We start from the raw sequence: 19,875 nt of genomic DNA, 5'->3' as shown, positions 1-19,875 counted from the left end.
CCCTTTTCCGCCTACCCTCGCTCGCGGGGGTCGCGAGTCGTGAGCGGAAAAGTCCGCCTGTTCGTCATGGGTCGCGAGTGGAGAATCTCATGAGGAATTTGCTGATCGTGGCCAGTGCGCTGGCCATTGCTGCCTGCTCGCAGGCGGAAGAAGCCGAACCGGTCGTCGAAACCACCGAAGCTGCCGAAACCGAAGCCGCCGCGCTCGCTGCCGACGGTGCCGAAACGCCCGGAATGTACCGGGTCACGACCGAGGCAGGCGACGTCTACATGGAAGAGGTCAAGGCCGACGGGACCTATGTCACCACCAAGGACGGCGAAGTGACCGAAACCGGCAGGTGGGAACAGCCCTCGCCGGACCAATACTGCACGACGATCGACGAGGCCTACATCAGCGAGGACGACGACGGAACGCGCAAGTGCAACACCGAGCAGATCGGCGAGGACGGCGTCTGGACTTCGGTCAACGACAAGGGCGAGACCGCAATCGTCGAACGCGTCGAAAGCTGACGCCAATCCAATGATAGAAGGCACCGGCGGCTTCGGCCCCGGTGCCTTCTTTGCGTCAGGTCACAGGAAGGGTTCTTCGCCCGGCTTGTGGATGCCGCACTCGACCTTGTCCCAGCCTGCCCAGCGGCCTGCACGCGGGTCCTCTCCGGGAGCGACGGCGCGTGTACAGGGCGAACAGCCGATCGAGGCGTAGCCGCGCTCCACCAGGGGGTGGCGAGGCAAGTCGTGCTCTTCGAAATAGGCTGTGATCCGCTCCGCATCCCAGTCGATCAGCGGGTTTATCTTCAACCGGCCCTGTGCATCCGAAGTGTCGAGCTCGAAGCGCGGCAGGTTGGCGCGCGTCGAGGACTGGAAGGCCTTGCGGCCCGTGAAGCTCGCATCGTAGCGGGCGAGCGCCTTTTCGAGCGGGCGGACCTTGCGCAGCTCGCAGCAGCCGTCCGGATCGTACGACCACCTGAGGCCGCTTTCGTCGCGCGCTTGCAGCTCCTCGATATCGGGATAGAGATTGACGAGGTTCAGCCCGAAACGCTCCGCCAGCAGGTCGCGATAGGCCAGCGTCTCCGCGAAGTGCTTGCCCGTCTCGAGAAATAGAACCGGGACCGAAGCATCGATCCGCGAGACGAGGTGCAGCAGCACTGCGCTTTCCGCGCCGAAGCTGGATACCATCGCCACGTCGCCCGCGAGATTGCCTTCGAGGACGGCACCCAGCCACTCCTCGGTCTCACTCCCGCGGAACATGCGGTTCAGCCGGATTGCGTCATGCTCCGTGAACCGCGGCCCGGTGTCGAGCCGGTCGATGGCGCGTGCGTCGTTCACGCGTGCCTCTTGCTCCAGATCGGCGTGCGCTCGTCGGCGGCCGACTGGTAGACTTCGGGCCAGCGGTTGAAGGCCGCTTCGAGGTCATCCTCGTTGAGCGGGGCGTCCGGATCGAACGCATCGAAACCGCAGCGGCGCATATAGGCGACCTGGTCGACCAGCACATCGCCCACCGCCCGAAGTTCGCCATCATATCCCGCTTCGCGCAGGAGCCGGGCGGAGGAATAGCCGCGCCCATCGCCGAAGGCGGGAAAGTTCACTTCGACCAGCGAAAGGCGTTCCAGATGCGGGATCAACTCGCGCGCGTCATCACCCGGCTCGACGCGAACCGCGCTGGCCGATGACTGGTCGAGGAAGGAATCCACGGTCACTGCCGCGTGATCGACGGGATCGTCCTCGCGGTAGCGAATGAGCGTGTCGGTTCCGGAGGAAAGGTCAGCCATAAAGCGCCTCCTTGAATGGGGTCATGCCGATGCGGCGGTAGGTGTCGAGGAAGCGCTCGCCGTCTTCGCGTTCGCGCAGGTAAACGTCGGCAGCGGTTTCGACCGCGTCGACGATGCCGGCCTCGTCGAAACCGGGACCGGTGATCTTGGCGAGGCTGACGTCTTCGGCCTCGCTCCCGCCGAGCAGGAGCTGGTAGTTCTCGACACCCTTACGGTCGACGCCGAGGATACCGATGTGTCCCGCGTGGTGGTGGCCGCAGGCATTGATGCAGCCCGAGATCTTCAGCTTGAGCTGCCCCAGCGCCTCGGTCTTGCCGTTGGCGGCGAAACGCTCGGAAATCTTCTGCGCCACGGGAATCGAGCGCGCATTGGCGAGGCTGCAATAGTCGAGGCCTGGGCAGGCGATGATGTCCTCGATCGTGTCGAGATTGGGCGCGCCCAGTCCTGCACCGTCGAGCGCGGTCCACAGCGCGTGGAGATCGGCCTTGCGGACATGCGGAAGGACGATGTTCTGCGTGTGCATGACGCGCAGCTCGTCGAAGCTGTAATCCTTCGCCAGATCGGCCATCAGGCGCATCTGTTCCGAAGTCGCATCGCCCGGAATGCCGCCGACCGGCTTGAGGCTGATCACCGCAGAGACGTATCCCGGAGCCTTGTGAGCGACCGTATTGCGGTCGACCCAGAGTGCGAAATCGGGATCGCCGCGGTCGATCTCCTCGCTGGCACCGGCTTCGAAAAGCGGGTCCTCGAAGAAAGTCCGGATGCGTTCGAGTTCGGCGAAGGGCGGTTCGATGCCCTCGTCGAGCATGCGCGCGAATTCCTCGTCGACGGCCTGCGTAAACTCGTCCTTGCCCATTTCGTGGACGAGGATCTTGATACGCGCCTTGTACTTGTTGTCGCGCCGTCCGTAGCGGTTGTAGACCCGCAGGACTGCCTCGGCATAGGTGACGAGCCGGTCGAGCGGGACGAAGTCCTTGATGCAGGGTGCGATCATCGGGGTGCGGCCCATGCCGCCACCCACGTAGAAAGCAGCGCCCAACTCCCCGTCCTGCTGGACGATCTGGATGCCGATATCGTGGAGGCGCATCGCCGCGCGGTCGGTGTCGCTGGCGATCACTGCGATCTTGAACTTGCGCGGGAGGTAGCTGAATTCGGGATGGAAGCTCGACCACTGGCGCAGCAGTTCCGCATAAGGGCGCGGGTCCACAAGCTCGTCCGAAGCAGCGCCGGCGAAATGGTCGGAGCTGATGTTGCGGATGCAGTTGCCGCTGGTCTGAATGGCGTGCATCTCGACCTTGGCGAGATCGGCCAGCAAATCGGCGGCCTCTTCCAGCTTGATCCAGTTGTACTGGATGTTCTGGCGCGTGGTGAAGTGGCCGTAGCCGCGGTCGTACCTGTCCGCGATGTCGGCCAGCGCGTGCATCTGGCGGCTGTTCAGCGTGCCATAGGGAATGGCGACGCGCAGCATATAGGCGTGGAGCTGGAGGTAGAGGCCATTCATCAGCCGCAGTGGCTTGAACTGGTCCTCGGTCAGCTTGCCTTCGAGGCGGCGGCGGGCCTGGTCGCGGAATTCCTCCACGCGGGCATCGACTTGTCGCTGGTCGTATTGATCGTAGAGATACATCAGATCACCCAGTTGCCGATATCGGGATCGGCCGGTTTGAGAGTGAGATCGGGGCGCACGGTCGGGCCCAATGCGCGGACGCGGTCCTTGATATGCGCCGGACGGGGCTTGCCCTCGTGCAGTTCGGCATCGATCGCATAGGGCACGTTGACCCTACGGGCGGATTCCTCGCGGCGGGCGATCTCGTCCTCGCTGCCGGTCACGTCGACGGCATTTTCGACATGGAGCGACCAATCCTGGCCGGTCCACCAGGTCACCGCTCCGGTCTTGAGGTCGTTTCCGGTGAGGATCCTCATGCCGATGCCTCCACCGCGATCTGCGCCAGCGCATCCTCGCGCGCGGTCACTTCGCCGATGACGATCAGCGCCGGGCTGACGACCTGCTGACGCTCGACGATTTCCGGGAGAGCGGCAAGCGAGCCGCGCAGCACACGCATATTCGGGCGCGCGCCGTTTTCGATGACGGCAACCGGCAGGTCGGGCGCAAGGCCGTCTTCCATCAGCTTTTCGGCGATCTGCGGCGCGGTCTTCACGCCCATGTAGATCACCAGCGTGCGGCCCTTGCCTGCGAGCCCTGCCCAGTCCTGGTCCTTCAGGCCCTTGCACTGGCCGGCGACGAAGCTGACGATGCTCGAGGCGTCGCGGTGCGTGAGCGCGATCTGCGATGCGGCGGCCGCGCCATTGGCGGCGCTGATACCGGGGACGACCTCGACGCGGATGCCCTCGGCGCGCGCTTCTTCGGCTTCCTCGCCGCCGCGGCCGAAGATGAAGGGATCGCCGCCTTTCAGCCGCACGACATCGACGCCGCTGCGGGCATAGGCAACCAGCAGCCGGTTGATCTCTTCCTGCGGGAGAGTGTGCTTCGAGCGCCGCTTGGCGACCGAAATCAGCTCCGCATGGGGGTGCGTGAGCTCGAGGATTGCGGGATCGACGAGGCCGTCATGGACGACGACCTGCGCCTTTTCGATGAGCCTTGCCGCGCGCAGCGTCAGCAGGTCGGGATCGCCCGGCCCCGCGCCGACAAGGAAGATGGTTCCGGTTTTTGCCATGCTGCCAAGATGAGCAAGCAGCGTTCGGCACGCCAATCAGAATGCGTGTGCGGCGAGGAAGCGGAAATTTTGAAATCCACGCTGTGCGGGCGTGAACCTATTCTTTTGTAACCTTCTCGCTCGCCATGGCCTCGAACCAGCGCTCCAGCTGGTCGGACGAACGGATGTGGATGTCGCGCTGCGGGAAGGGAATTTCGATCCCGTTGTCCTTGAACAGCCACCACAATTTCTTGAGCACGGCGCTGCGCACGTTGCCCACGCCGTCTTCGGGATCCCTGATCCAGCAATGGATGACGAAGTTGACCGAGTTGTCGCCGTATTCGCTCATCCAGACGGTCGGAGGGGGCGCCTTGAGGATGCGGTCGCAGCTCTTGGCCGCTTCCAGCATGAGCTTTTCGGCGAGGTCCATATCGGCCTCGTAGCTGACCCCGACCGGCACCTGCATGCGGACGTTCTTCGATGAATAGGACCAGTTTTCGACCTGGTTGATCATCAGGTTTTCGTTCGGGATGAGGTATTCGCGCTGGTCGCGCGTCGTCACCGAAACGGCACGCACGCCGATCTTGCGGATCTGGCCGAAGCTCTCGTTGCCCGCCATGTCGGTCACCGCGATCACGTCGCCCGGCTTGATCGACTTGTCCATCAGCAGGATGATCCCGGCGATCAGGTTACCGAAGGTCTTCTGCAGGCCGAAACCGATCGCGAGACCGAAGGCACCGGAGAAGACAGCAAGCGCGGTCAGGTCGATGCCGAGCAGATCGATGCCCAGGAAGAAGGCCGCCGCCCAGATGACGATCGTGAGGATCTTCTCGGTCAGCAGCTGCTGCGTATCGTCGAGCGAGGTGAAACGGCGGACCAGCCGGCGCGAGACCTTGCTCAGGAACCATGCGAGCGCGATGACGCCCAATACGACCGTGGACACCACCAGCACGTCGAACAGCGAAATGCGCATGTCGCCCATGCCGATCGCCATGGAATCGAGCGTCTCGACCATCGAGCCCACGGTCTCGTTCTTGCCGCTGACGGCTTCCTTGATGCCTTCGGCGGCCGCGACGCTGCTTTCCTCGGGCGCGGTTTCCGCCTGCACCCAGGCCTGTTCGACCGGCGCGACCTCGGTTTCGGCGGTGTCGGTGGGTGCTGCTTCGCCTTGCACGTCTATCCTTCGTCCATCGCGGCCAAGGCCTGCTCGAGGTCCGCGATCAGGTCCGCGGGATCTTCAAGACCGATGGATAGGCGAATGCCGCAAGTATCCTCAAGCCCCCATCCTTCTTTCGGCCACGACATTTTCGATCGCACCGGCGTTACGTCGAACGGAAGGGCGAGGCTTTCGAAGCCGCCCCAGCTGTAGCCGATGCCGAAAAGCTCCAGCGCATCGATCAGGCGGCATCGGGCCGCATCGTCCCGCCCCTCGAGCACGAAACTGAAAAGGCCGCATCCGCCGCCGAAGTCCCTCGACCATAGCTCATGCCCCGGCGAGCCGGGCAGCATCGGGCAAAGTACGTGGGCGATTTCTTCGCGCGCATCTAACCACCGCGCCAGTTCGAGCGCCGTCGCCGTCTCGCGCTCCAGCCTGACGCCCATCGTCCGCAGTCCCCTCAGCGCGAGCGAGGCATCGTCGGGCGAGACGACATGACCCAGCTGCTGCGCGGTCTGGCGAAGGCGGCGGTACCAGCGCTCACCCGCGCTAGCCGCGCCCATCATGAGGTCCGAATGCCCGCCGACATGCTTTGTCAGCGCGGTGATCGCGATATCGCAGCCATGCTCGAGCGCGTGGAATCCGAGCGAGGTCGCCCAGGTATTGTCCATCAGGCTCACCGCGCCTTTCTCACGGGCAATTCGGGCGAGCGCCGGTATATCGCAAAGCTCCATCGTCAGGCTGCCCGGGTTCTCGAGCATGACAGCCTTCGTGCGGTCGCAGAAAGCCGCTTCGAAGGCCTCGTGATCGAGCGGATCGAAGAAGCGGTGCTCGACGCCGAAGCGTTTCAGCAATCCCATCGCGGTGTTGCGCGTCGGATCGTAGGCATTGTCTGTCACCAGCAGGACGTCGCCTGCGCGCAGCACGGCCAGTAGAGAACCGACGATGGCTGCAACGCCGCTGGGATAAAGCACGGTACCGGCCGCTCCGGGCTCGAGCTCGGTCAGCGCATCGCACAATGCCCACTGCGTCGGAGCGCCCCTGCGACCATAGAAGAACTGGCCATCGGCATTGGACTTCACGCCTTCGCGCAGTGCTTCGCAATCGGGATAGAGATGCGTACTTGCCCGCCAGACCGGCGGATTGACGACGTGATCGGCAAAATTCCCCGAGCGCCCCGAGGTAACGAGCCGCGTCGCCGGCGAACGATCTTGCTTGCCGCCCTTCGCCATGCCTAGCGCGCCTCCCCGCTTTCCTTCGGCAGATCGGGATCGCAGCCCCAGTCGAGCCAGCTTCCGTCATAGAGCGTCGCATCGTACTTCCCGATGCGCGCTAAGGCGAAGAGAAGGACGGAAGCAGTCATGCCGCTATTGCAGCTTGTCACGACGGGCTCATCTAGATCGATCCCCGCGCTCTCGAACTCGGTGCGGATGGCGTCGGGCGAACGATAGGTTCCGTCCTCGCGCAGCAGGCGTGCAAAGTGCAGGTTGCGGGCACCAGGTATATGGCCTTCCGAGCCGCTCCCGAACCTGCCTTCGAAACGTGCGGCATCGCGTGCATCGACGACCTGCCATTCCCCGCTATCGATGTTGGCGAGCATTTCGCGCTTGTCGCGGACACTGCGCAATGCCTCGCAGACGGAGCGCGGACGTGGCGCGTATCCGGTCGCGAGATCGGTGAGACCCCGACCTTCCATGCGCCATTTGGCAATCCCGCCGTCGAGGATTGCTACCTTCTGCTCGCCATAGCGGGTCAGGATGAACCAGGCGCGCGCTGAGGAGCGTATCGCGCTGTCGTCGTAAAGGACGATGCGGCTGCCCGGTGGCACGCCGAGCGCCTCCATGCGGGCCGCGAACTGTTCGGCAGTGGGGATGGCCTTGGGCACGTCCGAGGCGGGGTCGACGAAGCTTGCAAGGTCGAGGAAGCGGGCCCCCGGAATATGCCCGGCGGCAAACTCGGCGCGGGCGTCGCGCGGTTCGTCGGGCAGGTGCATCGTCGCGTCGAGGATGACGAGATCGGGGGCATCGAGCCTTGCGGCAAGCCATTCGGTCGAAACGAGATTGTCCATCGCCCACGGTGCTAGCGCGCGGGCGATGGGCTGTCGATGCGGCGATGAAGGATTTAGTCGAGCGCCCTTGCCGCAATCGGCTGGTAGCTGCGCGGCCCGTCATCGAGACGGAAGGGGCTGACGCGCCCGCCATCGGGAACGCCCTGTCCGATCACGAAGGTCTTCACCAGCGGTTCCTCGCCCGCGCCGTCGAGACGCACGCGCAGCAGGGGCACGAACAACGAAGCCGTTCCCTGGCGGATGATGCGCGCCTGCGAGAGCGGGATGATGATCTGTCCTTCGTAGCGAACGCTCTGTCCGGGTGCGATCCGCTCGAATGTGTGTCGCTGTTCGAGTGTCTGGTCGGGAGAGGCAACCTGCTGCTCCACCGGAACGCCGCCATGCGCCGAAACTACGTCGGCACCCAGCGTGAGGCCTCCGGCGGCAGTGCCCGAGCGATTGAGGACATTCACGCGGTAATGGAGCGTTGCGTTCATCACCGATCGGGTGAGCTTGATTGCTTCAGCGCTGATGCGGATATCGGGACCGGCACTTGCGGCACCGGCCGCGGGTGCAACGACCGGCCGCTCGATCTGCGGCGGTTCGGCCTGACTGCGCCTGCGCGAGAAAAGATAGCCGAGACCGAGCAGAGCGAGGAGGCCGCCACCGACTGCCGGCCAGAGCCATGCGGGCTGCTCACCCGAAGCGCTTTCGTCCGCAGCGAGGGTCGGAGTGGTCGATGCGCCCTCGGTTACCGGTGAATTGCCGGTCGATTGCTCGGTTGTATCTGCGGGCAGGCCGGGAACCGGGGTGGCGGTGGCCTCCGGCACGAGGTCCTGCTGCGGCGCAGGCAGGATCTGGGGCGCAGGCGTTTCCACCGGCCGCCTTACGGGCGCAGACTGAGTACTCGCCTGCCGCGCCGGCGCATTCGTCGCCTCGGGAAGAGGCTGGACCATGGCGGGCTGGGTCGAAGTGGGCGTCGGCGTAGGGGCCGGTGTCTGTCGGGGCGTCGGCGTAGGCGTGGCAATGACGCGCGGGCGCATGGGCACGGCGTTGCCATCGGCATCCACCGGTCCCTGCACATTGGGGCTGGGTGTCGGCGTCGGATTCGGCGGAAGCTGGAACTCCTGCACGCTCTGCGCCGAAAGGGCTGCAGGCGCCGCGAGAACGAGCGCGACAAAGGGTATGCGAATACGGGTATACATGGACTATGGGACCTGATCGGATCGGCGCGCTGAATAGGCACTGAAGCACCAGCTTCCAAGCCCCGCCTTGCGCTGGCACGCCATTCGCGGCAGGAGCGCGGCATGAGCGACACAGTGACACCCAAGTTCCTGGGCGAAAACAGCCCGCTTCCCTCCTCGCCGGAGGAAGCAGAACTCGACTACGTACCCAACCCGCGCGCCGGGCAACTATTCATGGTTCGCTTTGCGGCCCCGGAATTCACTTCGCTGTGCCCGGTGACCGGTCAGCCCGACTTCGCACATCTCGTGATCGACTATGCGCCGGGCGAAACGATCGTCGAATCGAAGAGCCTGAAGCTGTTCCTGGGCTCTTTCCGCAACCACTGCGGTTTCCACGAGGATGTGACGGTCGGTATCGGCCAGCGCCTGTTCGAGGAAATGAACCCGAAATGGCTGCGCATCGGCGGATACTGGTATCCGCGCGGCGGCATACCGATCGACGTATTCTGGCAGAGCGGCGCGGCGCCCGAAGGGCTTTGGGTGCCCGACCAGGGTGTCTCGTCATACAGGGGGAGAGGATAAGATGACCGATACGAACGAACCGCAGGACAACCCTGCAGAAACCCCAGTCGAGGCTCCGGCTGCCACGCCCGCACCGGCAGACACACCCGCCAAGGCGCCCCTCGTGTGGCGCAAGGCGCTGCCCAAGTGGTCGCTGTGGGTATCGCTGGCCGTCCTCGCATGGTTCGCCTTTGCGGTCTTCGGACCGAAGATCGGCATTATCGGCTGGCAGACCGGCCTCATCTTCATGATCCGCGATGCCGGACTGCTCCTCATCGGCGTGTCGGCGCTTTTCGCACTGATCGCGCTGCTCTTCGCCTTCTTCAAGACACCGCGCGGCCCCTGGTGGAAAGCGGCGATCGCGCTGGCGATCCCGGTCATCCTCTTCCTCGGCCTGCTGACGATGCGCGCACAGGCCGAATCGGTTCCGCCGATCCACGATGTGGCGACCGACCTGCGCAACCCGCCGACCTTCTCCGCGCAAACCATGGCAGTCCGCGCCGAGGCGGAAGCCAATCCGATCAACGATTACGGTACGCCCCTCGGACAACTGCCGATGTGGGCAAATTCGCAGGACGAGGCGCTCAAGGCCAAGAACCACGCGGACATCATCGCCGAGGAATACGAGGACCTGCAGCCGATCATCGTCGGCGGTGCGAGCGACGAGGAAGCGATGGACGCCATCGTCGCCGCGATGGGCGAAATCGGCCTGCAGAACGTGCGCCGCGTCGAGGGAACCAGCAATGTCGAGGGTGTGGCCGAAACCTTTGCCTTCGGCTTCAAGGACGATGTCGTCGCCCGCCTCGAGGACGGCCAGATCGACCTGCGCTCGGTCAGCCGGGTGGGCGTGTCGGACCTCGGCTACAATGCTTCGCGTCTCGAGGACCTGCGCGAAGCCATCATCGAACGCCTCGAAAACTGATCTGTTCGCGCCGGTCCGGCAGGCGCAATCGCGTCGCCGGGCTGGTTGCAGCAACCGGTGTATCCGGTTGTGACATTATGGTAAATTGCCTATCCGGGTCGCGGAAACAGGGCGGAGTGCCACAAGAGTGTGACCGATGTTTTCGTGTCTTACGCACGCAGCAATTACGATGCGGCCCGCCGCGTCGCCGATGTGCTTTGCGATGACGGATACTCGGTCTGGATCGATGACGACCTGCCCGCGCACCGGGCCTTCTCGACCGTAATCGAAGAACACCTGACCGAGGCCAAGGCGGTCCTCGTACTCTGGTCAGCCGACGCCAAGCGTTCACGCTGGGTCCCTGCAGAAGCCGACCTCGCCTACAACGCGGACAAGCTCGTGCAGATGAGCCTCGACGGGGAACTTCCGCCCCTGCCGTTCAACCGCGTCCATTGCGAGATGGCGAAGGGCTGGAATGGCGAGCATGAGCCGCCCTGCTGGCCGAAGATCGTCGCCAGCCTCGATGAACTTGTCGGCTCGAAGAATGCGGAGGCGAAGCCTCGCAGCGAGCCCGCCCCGCGACCGGCTGCGTCCAGGGAGCCGCTGCTCGCGGTGCTGCCGTTCGACAATCTCTCGTCCGACGAGGAACTGGCATTCTTCTGCGATGGCGTGTCCGAGGAAATCCAGCGTTCGGTGAGCGAGGCCAGCCGGCTCAAGGTCGTGGCGCGGACATCGAGCTTCCAGTTCCGCGGCGCGCAGAAGGAGACCGGCAAGGTCGCAAGCGCTCTCGGCGCGACACACCTGCTCGACGGTTCGGTCAGGCGCGGCGGTTCGCGCGTGCGCATCAGCGCCGAACTCGTGGAATGCTCTACCCAGCGCGTGCTCTGGGGCGACAGGTTCGATGGCGATCTCGACGATGTCTTCGAACTGCAGGACTCGATCGCGAGCGAAGTCGCCCACGCGCTCAAGGTGGCGCTGCTACCCAGCCGCACCGAGCAGAGCCTGCCCGCCGAGCTCTACGAGAAATTCCTGCGCGCACGCGGGCGCATCACGGCAGGCGACGCGCTGTTCGACGATTCCGCGGAGCGCGCTTTCCCCCTGCTGCTCGAAGTGACCGAGGCCGCACCCGACTACGCACCGGCGTGGGAACTACTGGCCAGCTCGGGCGCGGCAAGCCTGCGCTCGGGTCATTTCGAAGGCGACTACGAGGAACGCCGCGCCATCGTGGAGGATGCGGCAGCGAAGGCGCTCGCGCTCGATCACAATCGCGGCGAAGCCTATCTCGCGCAGGCGCTGCTCGAACCCTGGGGAGCCTATCGCGAGCGCGAGAAGCTGCTCACCAAGGCGATTACCGTCTCGCCCAACGATCCCTCGGCGCTCACCGAGATGAGCCATTTCTACTGGACCGTGGGCCGTTTCAAGGAAGCGCTGGAGATGGCGCTGAAGGCGAGCGAGCTCAATCCGCTGATGCCCGCCGCGCGGCTGCACGTCGCGCAGATGCATACCTACGTCGGTAATTACGAAACCAGCATGCAGATGCACCGCGAGCTGCATCGGCGCTGGCCCGACAATGCCGGCATCATGATCTCACTAATGGGCTTTTCCGCATCGCTGGGTTTCTGGGACCTTCACGACGAGACGCTGCAGGACGTCGACCGATTCGAGGGTTGGACGGCCCGCGACCTGCGCGCGACCATAGCCTTTGCCGAAGCTGCCCGCACCAAGGACCCCGAACTCGTCGAGCGGCGTGTGGAGCGGTATGTCGGCCTGCTGGACAAGATCGGCTCGGTACCGCTCAACCTTATCCAGTCGCTCGCCGACCTGAAGGGAGGAGAATTCGCGCTCGATGTGGCCCTCAAGTCGGACTACAGCTTCGTTTTCCACCCGCAGGGAGCGCGTCCCGGGGGCTACTATCCCGGCGTCCTTCTCGGACCCTGGAGCGAGGTGGCGAAGCTGCCACGCTTTGCTGAATTGTGCGCGCAGCTGGGGCTTGCGGACTACTGGATCGCCACCGGCAAGTGGCCGGATACGGCAGGCTGGGTACCGTACGATTTCAAGAGAGAAATGCGCAGCGCACGCGATGCGCAGAAAGCTCAGCCGGCGTGAGTGCCATCGTGGCCATAGGTAAAGAGCGTCCCCTCGGCTGAAATCTCCGCATTGGCAGTAAAGGAAATCGCCAGCGCGACATCCAGCTTCACCGAGGGCATCTGCCAGTCGATCAGATCGTCTTTCGGCAGTTCCTTGCCGAGCGGATAGCCGATCCCGTTGTCGCCCCAGCCCCCGCCATATCCGGGAACGGCGTCTTCCTGTTCGGGCGGGCTTTCGGGGGCTTCGACCGAAAAGAACGAGGTGAAGGTTTCCTTGAGGCTGTCCGACCACATGAGACGGATATCGATATATTTCCCGTCGTAGAATTTGGGGTCTTTCACGTCGGTATAGCGCAGCCTCGAGGACACCAGCGCGCGATAGGCCGCTACGTCCCAGTCGAACACGTCGCGGAATTGCTTGACCGTATCCTGTATCGCGCCCTGGAACACCGCGAAGGGGCTGACACCACCAGTCTGGAGCGTGCCTTCCGCTTCGGGCGGCGGTGCGAAGTTCACCGAGCCGGAAAGCGTCCCGATGAAGCGATCGAGATCGGGGCTGGATTCGATGATCTTCTGTCCGTCCTCGGTCTTCGCCTTGTTGTCGACTTCGATCGCGAAGGCACCGATCTTGTGGCTGGTCGCGCTCGGCTTGAACTTGCGCATGCCCTGCACGCCGACATCGACGCGCAGCCCGGGCCCGCCCATCGCCTCCTGGCTGTCGATCACGGCCATCTGGGTCTCGTTCCCCAGCACCTCGCGGCTCGAGAACATGAAGTAGCTGTTGTTGTCGAACGAGAAGGGCTGGATCCAGACGACCGCCGTATCGCGATGGACCAGATTGTCCTTCGTGACCGGGTGCCGGTAGGCCGGGAAGGTCCAGGTCAGTTCCTTGTGCTGGATGCGGTTGCGCCCCTCTTCGGTCGCCTTCCCGCTGTAGAAGCAGGGATGGTCGATGAAACGAAGGATGCCGAAGGTGCGCCCGGGAAAGGCCTCGTAGTAATAGGGTGCCCGGTCGGGGGCCGCCAGGTTGAACTCGCGGTCGAGATATCCCTGCACGTCCTCGTGCGGGACTTCGATGACGAAGACCCACCCGCGCGCGCCGTCCGATTTCCATGGCGGTAGGAGCTGGTTGAACCAGAAGGAGCTGATGAATTCGGTCATCGGCCCTTCCTTCCCGCAAAAAAGCCGCGCCACGGCCTGAACCACGGGGAGGCAAGGTCCTCGCTGCCCTCGGTGACGTAATGGCCGAAACGATCCTGGATCGGGACATTGCGGATGATGCGCATCTGGTCGAAATCGATGTCGGCCTCGAACTTGAAAGCTGCCTGAGCATCGACTTTGATCTTCTCCCCGGTGGGCTCTTTCGGCAGGCGGAAGAACAGGTTGAGTAGCTCGTGGAAGCTGCCCTCGTCGTTGAACTCGATCGTGACATCCTTCTCGTCATAGAACTCGAAATTGCGGATGTTCGAATAGTGCGAGCGGCACGAGGTCAGCGCCTGGTAGACCGCGCGGTTCGGATCGGCTGCGTCGCGATACTGCTTGAGGCCGATCGTGCGCATTTCGGTCGGGATCATCTCCATCGATGCTTGGTCGATCATATTGGAGACGCTCTGCATCTGCCCCATGAGCCAGCCCATGTCCCTGCTCGACAGCGCCGTGGCGAGCGATTCCACGCTGGGCGAATGCTTGCGGAAGGTCGGCAGCGTCGGCCCCGTCGTGATGTCGAGGATCGTCAGGTTCTCCTGCATCGTGTCGGGCTTGTCGTTCGCCCAGCCAGGCAGGGTCATGTGTGTCCTGAAACTGCGCGGGTAGGTCGACTGGCCGCACTCGATCCCGGCAAGCAGCTTTCCGAGCCCCAGCATCTCGCGCCCGCAAACGCATGACATCGGGTTGCCCACGACGATGAAGGGCAGCGCCCATTCGAGCGCGCTTTCGGTCAGCAGGCCGAGGGGGCCGCGCCCGTAGCGGACGACCGGAAGCGCGATGAAGACCTCGGTCTGCGAAATCACGCCGCGATCGCAGTATGGCACCTCGTGCGGCATGTCGGTACCGACGGCCGCGCTGATCATCACCGGGTACTGGAGCACCAGAAGGGTCGCATAGGGCCAGAATACGGCGGGCCGGTAGGTATAGCCGCGCTCCTCCGGCGTCCCGATGTTGAGATAGGTGTCGCAGTAATGCTTGATCAGGCTGACATCCATTTCCCAGATGAACGTGTTCACGTTGACGCCGGGGAAATGATACGGCGGCGGGACGTCGAGGCTGGCCGCCGACTGGGTGTACGGGATCTGGCCATGTGCCCCGTTCATGCCGCGTGAACTCCCGTCACCGGCTCGAACACTCCTGCACCGCACGTCTCGATGAAGCGCGATCCGAATATTGCTGCAGGTGTCCTGAAGCCCGCCTCTGCCTGTCCCATGGCCACGCCTTCCGCCGCTGCGCTCGCGGTCAGCACGGTGGTTCCGTAGCCATCGAGCGTCTTGAGCCGCAGGCTGCGGCTCCGACGCCAGGGATCGAGCGCCTCGACCACCATGACGTATTCGCCCTCGTTGCGGGTTTCCTCTCCCGGCGAGCGCGGCCAGCTATCCGCCATGCGCGCGCCAGCCTTGCGCAAGGCACCGGCGCCGGCGAGCGAGGCGTAGAGACCGGACGCACGATAGGCAGCGCGCTGCCACCAGGGCAGTTCGGAATAGACCGAGATGCTGGCGACACCAGTCGTCTTTTCGCCCGTGACGACATCCGCCCAGCTCATGGCGACCGTGTCGCGCAGGCCCTCACCGAAATCGAATGAGCGCGGCGCGGCGCCCAGAGGGACCGCTTGCAACTGGCCATCCTCGCGCATGATGACACCGCGTTCGAACAGGCGAGCGGCGCTCTTTGCACTACCCCGCGACATGGCGTGCGCGCGCGAAATGCCGAGGTGCAGAGCCTTCGTATCGGGCCAGAGCTCGACCGCGCGCGCCAGCAGGCAATCGCTCGCAGCGATCGTCAGGCCTACGCCGGGCAGGAGCATGACCCCGGCCTTTTCGGCCACTTCGTCCAGTTCCATCAGCGCTGCGAATACCGGCCATTCGCCGCCGATATCGAGGTAGTGCGTGCGTGCATGGAGACAGGCATGCGCGAGCGGCATGGCCGTATCGGCATAGGGCCCCGCCGCATTGAGCAGCACGTCCGCATCGGCGAGCGCAGCCGTGGCTGCTGCGGTGTCGGCCACTTCGAAGCTTCGCCATGGCACGCCGAGATGGGTGCTGAGCTCCTGCAGCGCCTCTGCATTCCGGCCAGCGATGACGAGGTCGACATGACCCACCAGCCGCTGCGCGATCTCGCTGCCCGAATAGCCCGTGGCGCCGTAGAGGAGGACCCGGCCGCTCATTTGCGATCGAATATCCAGCGCACGAGACCGTGCAGGAAGGCGTGGTTATCGTCTTGCGGGCATCCCGCATACGTGCGTTCGAATTCCTCCAGCGCGCATCCGGCCATGGCTGCGGCGACCTTGCGAGCATGTTCGATAGATCCCTTCTCCTCCATCAGGCCCGCCAGCCACAGGACTTCGTCGTCGCTGCGCTCTTCGCGGGTGAGCGCGAGGAAATCCTCGATCCGGCTGCGTTCCGCCCTCGTGGCGGCATCGAGCACGTGGATCAGCATGAGCGTGCGCTTCGCCTCGTAGAGGTCGCCGTTCATCTCCTTGCCGTACCCGGGATCGTCCGAAAGGTTGCGAAGGTCGTCCTCGATCTGGAAAGCGACGCCGAGGAAGTGGCCGAATTTCACCACGCGGCCCGGATCGACCTTGCCCCTGCCGCCCACGATCACACCGAGCTGCGCCGGCCAGATCATGCCCATCCACGATGTTTTCTTGAGCGCCATGCCGATGTAGTCGGCTGCGCAGAGGTCGGTGACATTGTGATCGCGCCAGCCGAGTTCGAGCGCCTGCCCCTCGGCCGTCTGCCGAGCCATCGCAATGGTGACATCGATGACCTGCCGCGCCGCTTCTCCCCCGAGGGGTGCGATCGCGTCGAGCAGCGGGCGGAACGCGGTGAAGAGCAACGCGTCTCCGGCGTTGATCGCCAGCGGTATCCCATGGAGCGCGTGCAGCGTCGGCCGTCCGCGCCGCATGTCGCTGCCGTCCTGCACGTCGTCATGGATGAGCAGCGCATTGTGCAGCAGTTCGATGGCGGCGGCACATTTCACCGCCCCTTCCAGCGAACCGCCGAACTGGCAGGCATTGGCGATGCAGATCGAGGGTCGCAGCATCTTGCCGCCGCGGGCGGGATAATCCTCCAGCAAGGCGTCGAGGAAGGGCGCATCGCTCGGCGGATCGAGGTAGAATTCGAGCTGCTCGCGCGTGGCCTTGGCGTAGCGTTCGAGCAGGTGCTTGGGCAGCCCGCCCTGGGCTGGCGCAAAGGTGGTGGCCGCTTCGGCTCCCACGCCCTTAGCCCTCGACCTCGATCACGAGTGTCCCGAGAGGGATGTCCTGACCTTCTGCAAAGACAAGGCCCGCGTAAATCCCGGGCTTCTGACCTTTCGGTACGTCGATATGGGCAAGCAGGCCCCCGCGCGAGAAATCGACCGAGAACCTCGCGACCGGGATCGCATCGGCGCCGGGATGGCGTGACTGCAGCGGCGCGGCGCTGATCTGGTCCGGGCTCGTCGGGTTGTCGGGACGGGCGAGGTGGTGGGTCAGGGACTTCGCCGGCGGCCCTGTGAACTCCACGCTGAGTACCATGCCCTCGATCGTGCGGTGGGAAGGCGGTGCAGCACCGAGGCCGCCGGCAGGACCGCCCTGCTTGGCCGGTTCGAGATTGCGGAACGGCGGCAAGCCGGAAGCCACTTCGCCGGGCGGAGGCGGACCGCCTGTGACCTTGCCGATCTGGCCGAGCATCTCCTCGCAAAGGTCGAAAGTGGTCACGCTGATCTGCCGCGCGAGGTCGATCACGCGCTTGGCCGCGGTCTCCACGTCCTTGGGGACCTCGCGCATGTTGTATTCGCCCTGGCGGAAGCGCGCTGCCGCTTCGCGTCCCTGCGCGATCGATTGCGCGAGCACGTCGTATCCCGACTTCACCGCATCGGCGATCGCTTCGTCCACGCCGGCCACGGGGATGGCGCCTTCCGCTCCATGCTGCGATGCCGGGTGGGAAATCAGGTCTGCCGAATTGCTTGCGGTGACCTCGGCGGCGCGCTTGGCGGCCTCTTCCGCGGCGACCGCTCCCGAACGATCGGGTGCCTTTCGCGCAGGCGTCGGTCTCGTCTTGCGCTTTGCCGCGGCCTTGGCCTGCTTCTTGGGAGGCGCCTTCTTTGCAGGGGCCTTCTTACGGGTGGTCATAAGCCGTAATCTCCTCCAACCGAGGGGAACCAGACAGCGCGTGCGCCGCTAATCGGCCGGACATTACTGCGCCTTCGACGCAACCCGAGTGGAATCCACTATCGGTCCAGTCCCCTGCGAGAGTCAAATTGTCGTACGTGTCGTCGAGCGGTGAAATCCGGTGCCGCCAGCTGCCCGGCGTGTGGATCACATAGCGATCGGATGGATTGACGTTGGCGCGCCAATACTGCGTCGAGAAGCGCAGCTCGCCGGTCGCATTCTCGTTCTCCGAACCCTCGGGCGCCTTGAGAATGTCCCAGCGGAACTCGCCATCCGCGCCGAAAGCGCCGGGCCAGATATGGCTGATGGGCCCCTTGAGATAGCCTTCGGCGTTCAGCCGCACTTCCTCCGAGCGGAGCGCCTGGTAGCCGGTGTCGTCATCGGCCGGAGGCGACGGCGGGTCCTGCAGCGCGGCGCAGAAGTAGACCGAGGTCGCGGGAGGCTCTTTCCAGTCCTCTTCGGGGACGACATGCGCCATGTCGCACCAGGTATCGAAGGGCTTGGCGAACGCGCCGGTGATGTAGGTCGGACCCGGCCAGCCGAGCTGGTGCAGGTCTTCGGTGAGCCACAGCTGGAATGCCTGCGAAGCGACCGTTGCGACATTATCGCACATCGCCTGCCAGCGCGGGTCGCGTGCGACGATCTCGCTCGCCACATGAGGCACGGCGGCAACGCCGACAGTGAGTGCGACAAAGTCGAATTCCTTGCCGACCTTGAGCGTCTTTTCCTCGGCATGGCGGCGGTCCCAGTGCGATTCCAGCTGCCAGCCTTCCTTCTGCATCTTCGCCCCGCCGACCAGCTGGTCGAATTGCGGATCGGAGGGCCAGCACGGCTTGCCCTGCACATCGACCAGCGGATCGTAGGCCGCGCCGCGTTTCACTTTGGCCTGCACATCGAAATCGAGCTCGGCGACATGCTTGCCGTCCGAGCCAAGCCGCATGTCGGTCAGCCGGTGGAAGAATTCGAACTTCACGCCGCGCTCTTTCAGCGCGGTGTAGAGCGGGGCGAAGACGACGTCGCCCATGCCCGCCCGCATCCGCCACATGAAGGCGCCGCGATAGCCGAAGAAGGTGCGCAGTGTACCGCGCAGCCCTTGCCCTGCAGAGAGCGAGGGCCTGTCCGGGTCGCCGTCTACATAGCCCATAGAGAGATCGTAGAGCCCGCGCAGGAAGGGCGACTGGAGAGCGCGCACCGATGCGCCGTTGATCCGCATCCACTCACGGCATTCATAGTCGTCGATCGCGTCGAGACCGCGCGGATCGCTCATGACATTGTAGCGGGCAAGGCCGGTGATCGTCGCCAGCGTGAGATCGGCCACTTCCCACAGGAAGCGGTTGGGATCGTCGGCAATCCAGCGGTCCTCGATCCACTGGCGAAGCTGCGACAAGAGCCCTTCGGCGGATTGCATGATGCCCTCTGCGCCTTGCGGGCTGACCGAACGCAGAAGCGCGGCAAGGATACCCAGCCCCTCGGCAATCGCGGCGGCGGAGGCGAATGTGCCGAGCTTGATGAGATAGGCGATGCGTGCCGAGACATCGCCTTCCGCAGGCTTGTCAAAGCCGGACAGGACGGTGTTCCCGTCGCGCGAAGTATCGAGGATCAGTGCGCGGTAGAGATCGAATGCGCGCGCCATGTAATAGGGCAGCGTAAACGCTTCGTCCGCTGGCCTTGGATCGCCCGGCAGCCCGTCTCGCGGGGGCATACGTACGGTCCATTTCTCGAAACCGCCACCTTCGCGCGGACTGCACAGCGCGATGTCGTTTTCCGGCGTCCAGGCATCACGCCAGGTCCCGTAGATCTCGCCCATGCCCCTGGCTTCGAGTTCGGCATGGCATTCGCGCATCATGCGGAAGGAGTTGTCGTAAAAGCCGAGCCAGATATGGAGGCCGTGCTCCTCGATCCGTCCGCTGGGACCGCGTCCGGACGCGCCCTTGCCGCCAAGTCTCCAGCCTTCCTGGTAGACGGTGACTTCATAGCGATCCTGGAGTTCCGGCTGGGTGAGTTCCCATGCGAGCGCCATCGCAGCGCACCCGCCACCAATCACGGCAACGCGGGTCTTGTCGGACGCCACCTAGCGGGTGCTCCCCGAGCGTAAAGGGAAAGCAAAACAGCCAGAATTCATGGAATCATCCATTACCCCTCCTCTGACCCGCAGTAATAA

At 64.5% G+C, this 19,875-nt stretch carries 19 protein-coding genes; 4 read left to right on the top strand and 15 right to left on the bottom strand.

Annotated elements, in window-relative coordinates:
• Positions 1-89: 89 nt before the first annotated feature.
• The gene (locus K3163_RS04110) at positions 90-509 is read left to right on the top strand and encodes a hypothetical protein (RefSeq protein WP_221429079.1); all 420 of its coding nucleotides are present in this window, start codon (positions 90-92) and stop codon (positions 507-509) included.
• Positions 510-569: 60 nt separating this feature from the next.
• Here K3163_RS04110 and K3163_RS04105 read toward each other — a convergent pair whose 3' ends face one another.
• The 9 genes from K3163_RS04105 to K3163_RS04065 all read right to left on the bottom strand — a co-directional run bounded on the left by K3163_RS04105 (position 570) and on the right by K3163_RS04065 (position 8,827).
• Positions 570-1,325 (bottom strand): phosphoadenylyl-sulfate reductase, encoded by a 756-nt coding sequence (locus tag K3163_RS04105; protein ID WP_221552673.1) that lies wholly within the window; start codon positions 1,323-1,325, stop codon positions 570-572.
• Positions 1,322-1,768 (bottom strand): DUF934 domain-containing protein, encoded by a 447-nt coding sequence (locus tag K3163_RS04100; RefSeq protein WP_221429081.1) that lies wholly within the window; start codon positions 1,766-1,768, stop codon positions 1,322-1,324. The genes K3163_RS04105 and K3163_RS04100 overlap by 4 nt, the downstream gene beginning before the upstream one ends.
• Complete coding sequence (locus K3163_RS04095; RefSeq protein ID WP_221552670.1) at positions 1,761-3,392, bottom strand: nitrite/sulfite reductase; 1,632 nt, start codon at positions 3,390-3,392, stop codon at positions 1,761-1,763. The genes K3163_RS04100 and K3163_RS04095 overlap by 8 nt, the downstream gene beginning before the upstream one ends.
• Positions 3,392-3,688, bottom strand: a complete 297-nt coding sequence (locus K3163_RS04090; protein WP_221552659.1) for a DUF2849 domain-containing protein — start codon at positions 3,686-3,688, stop codon at positions 3,392-3,394. The genes K3163_RS04095 and K3163_RS04090 overlap by 1 nt, the downstream gene beginning before the upstream one ends.
• Positions 3,685-4,440, bottom strand: a complete 756-nt coding sequence (gene cobA, locus K3163_RS04085) for a uroporphyrinogen-III C-methyltransferase (protein WP_221552657.1) — start codon at positions 4,438-4,440, stop codon at positions 3,685-3,687. Before cobA ends, K3163_RS04090 begins: the two co-directional genes overlap by 4 nt.
• A gap of 97 nt (positions 4,441-4,537) precedes the next feature.
• The gene (locus tag K3163_RS04080; RefSeq protein WP_221552655.1) at positions 4,538-5,593 is read right to left on the bottom strand and encodes a mechanosensitive ion channel family protein; all 1,056 of its coding nucleotides are present in this window, start codon (positions 5,591-5,593) and stop codon (positions 4,538-4,540) included.
• A 2-nt stretch (positions 5,594-5,595) separates the two neighbouring features.
• Positions 5,596-6,807, bottom strand: coding sequence for a cystathionine beta-lyase (gene metC / locus K3163_RS04075; RefSeq protein WP_221552646.1), 1,212 nt, complete (start codon positions 6,805-6,807; stop codon positions 5,596-5,598).
• A gap of 2 nt (positions 6,808-6,809) precedes the next feature.
• A complete protein-coding gene (locus K3163_RS04070) occupies positions 6,810-7,643 on the bottom strand; it encodes a sulfurtransferase (protein ID WP_221552644.1) in 834 nt (277 codons plus the stop codon).
• A 53-nt stretch (positions 7,644-7,696) separates the two neighbouring features.
• A complete protein-coding gene (locus K3163_RS04065) occupies positions 7,697-8,827 on the bottom strand; it encodes a hypothetical protein (RefSeq protein ID WP_221552642.1) in 1,131 nt (376 codons plus the stop codon).
• A gap of 102 nt (positions 8,828-8,929) precedes the next feature.
• On the opposite strand from K3163_RS04065, the gene queF reads away from it, so the two are divergent.
• From queF to K3163_RS04050, 3 genes are all read left to right on the top strand, one after another.
• Complete coding sequence (gene queF, locus K3163_RS04060) at positions 8,930-9,388, top strand: preQ(1) synthase (protein ID WP_221429089.1); 459 nt, start codon at positions 8,930-8,932, stop codon at positions 9,386-9,388.
• A 1-nt stretch (position 9,389) separates the two neighbouring features.
• Positions 9,390-10,289, top strand: a complete 900-nt coding sequence (locus K3163_RS04055; RefSeq protein ID WP_221552627.1) for a DUF1499 domain-containing protein — start codon at positions 9,390-9,392, stop codon at positions 10,287-10,289.
• A 129-nt stretch (positions 10,290-10,418) separates the two neighbouring features.
• Complete coding sequence (locus tag K3163_RS04050) at positions 10,419-12,374, top strand: TIR domain-containing protein (RefSeq protein WP_221552618.1); 1,956 nt, start codon at positions 10,419-10,421, stop codon at positions 12,372-12,374.
• Here the strand turns inward: K3163_RS04050 and K3163_RS04045 are convergent.
• From K3163_RS04045 to K3163_RS13685, 6 genes are read right to left on the bottom strand one after another with little or no spacing between them, the layout of a single operon-like run.
• Positions 12,362-13,516 carry a hypothetical protein gene (locus K3163_RS04045; protein ID WP_221429092.1) on the bottom strand — a complete coding sequence of 385 codons (1,155 nt, stop codon included), beginning with the start codon at positions 13,514-13,516 and terminating at the stop codon, positions 12,362-12,364. The genes K3163_RS04050 and K3163_RS04045 overlap by 13 nt on opposite strands.
• A complete protein-coding gene (locus tag K3163_RS04040; protein WP_221552616.1) occupies positions 13,513-14,664 on the bottom strand; it encodes a hypothetical protein in 1,152 nt (383 codons plus the stop codon). Before K3163_RS04040 ends, K3163_RS04045 begins: the two co-directional genes overlap by 4 nt.
• Positions 14,661-15,728 carry a saccharopine dehydrogenase family protein gene (locus tag K3163_RS04035; RefSeq protein ID WP_221552614.1) on the bottom strand — a complete coding sequence of 356 codons (1,068 nt, stop codon included), beginning with the start codon at positions 15,726-15,728 and terminating at the stop codon, positions 14,661-14,663. Before K3163_RS04035 ends, K3163_RS04040 begins: the two co-directional genes overlap by 4 nt.
• Positions 15,725-16,780, bottom strand: coding sequence for a polyprenyl synthetase family protein (locus K3163_RS04030; protein WP_345719697.1), 1,056 nt, complete (start codon positions 16,778-16,780; stop codon positions 15,725-15,727). The genes K3163_RS04035 and K3163_RS04030 overlap by 4 nt, the downstream gene beginning before the upstream one ends.
• Before the next feature lie 4 nt (positions 16,781-16,784).
• Positions 16,785-17,675, bottom strand: coding sequence for a hypothetical protein (locus K3163_RS04025; protein WP_221552605.1), 891 nt, complete (start codon positions 17,673-17,675; stop codon positions 16,785-16,787).
• Entirely contained in the window at positions 17,662-19,785 is a 2,124-nt protein-coding gene (locus K3163_RS13685; RefSeq protein ID WP_345719696.1) for an FAD-dependent oxidoreductase, read from the bottom strand. The genes K3163_RS04025 and K3163_RS13685 overlap by 14 nt, the downstream gene beginning before the upstream one ends.
• Positions 19,786-19,875 lie beyond the last annotated feature (90 nt).

The organism is Qipengyuania xiapuensis, from assembly GCF_019711395.1.
In the GTDB taxonomy this organism is placed as follows: Bacteria; Pseudomonadota; Alphaproteobacteria; order Sphingomonadales; family Sphingomonadaceae; genus Qipengyuania; species Qipengyuania xiapuensis.
Note: the sequence above shows the minus strand (reverse complement) of the source record. Positions and strands in the feature narration are given on the sequence as shown.

Coding starts and splice junctions, on each gene's coding strand:
- K3163_RS04110 (WP_221429079.1), top strand. CDS start 90: ATGAGGAATTTGCTGATCGTGGCCAGTGCGCTGGCCATTGCTGCCTGC.
- K3163_RS04100 (WP_221429081.1), bottom strand. CDS start 1,768: ATGGCTGACCTTTCCTCCGGAACCGACACGCTCATTCGCTACCGCGAG.
- K3163_RS04095 (WP_221552670.1), bottom strand. CDS start 3,392: ATGTATCTCTACGATCAATACGACCAGCGACAAGTCGATGCCCGCGTG.
- K3163_RS04090 (WP_221552659.1), bottom strand. CDS start 3,688: ATGAGGATCCTCACCGGAAACGACCTCAAGACCGGAGCGGTGACCTGG.
- cobA (WP_221552657.1), bottom strand. CDS start 4,440: ATGGCAAAAACCGGAACCATCTTCCTTGTCGGCGCGGGGCCGGGCGAT.
- metC (WP_221552646.1), bottom strand. CDS start 6,807: ATGGCGAAGGGCGGCAAGCAAGATCGTTCGCCGGCGACGCGGCTCGTT.
- K3163_RS04070 (WP_221552644.1), bottom strand. CDS start 7,643: ATGGACAATCTCGTTTCGACCGAATGGCTTGCCGCAAGGCTCGATGCC.
- K3163_RS04065 (WP_221552642.1), bottom strand. CDS start 8,827: ATGTATACCCGTATTCGCATACCCTTTGTCGCGCTCGTTCTCGCGGCG.
- queF (WP_221429089.1), top strand. CDS start 8,930: ATGAGCGACACAGTGACACCCAAGTTCCTGGGCGAAAACAGCCCGCTT.
- K3163_RS04055 (WP_221552627.1), top strand. CDS start 9,390: ATGACCGATACGAACGAACCGCAGGACAACCCTGCAGAAACCCCAGTC.
- K3163_RS04045 (WP_221429092.1), bottom strand. CDS start 13,516: ATGACCGAATTCATCAGCTCCTTCTGGTTCAACCAGCTCCTACCGCCA.
- K3163_RS04040 (WP_221552616.1), bottom strand. CDS start 14,664: ATGAACGGGGCACATGGCCAGATCCCGTACACCCAGTCGGCGGCCAGC.
- K3163_RS04035 (WP_221552614.1), bottom strand. CDS start 15,728: ATGAGCGGCCGGGTCCTCCTCTACGGCGCCACGGGCTATTCGGGCAGC.
- K3163_RS04025 (WP_221552605.1), bottom strand. CDS start 17,675: ATGACCACCCGTAAGAAGGCCCCTGCAAAGAAGGCGCCTCCCAAGAAG.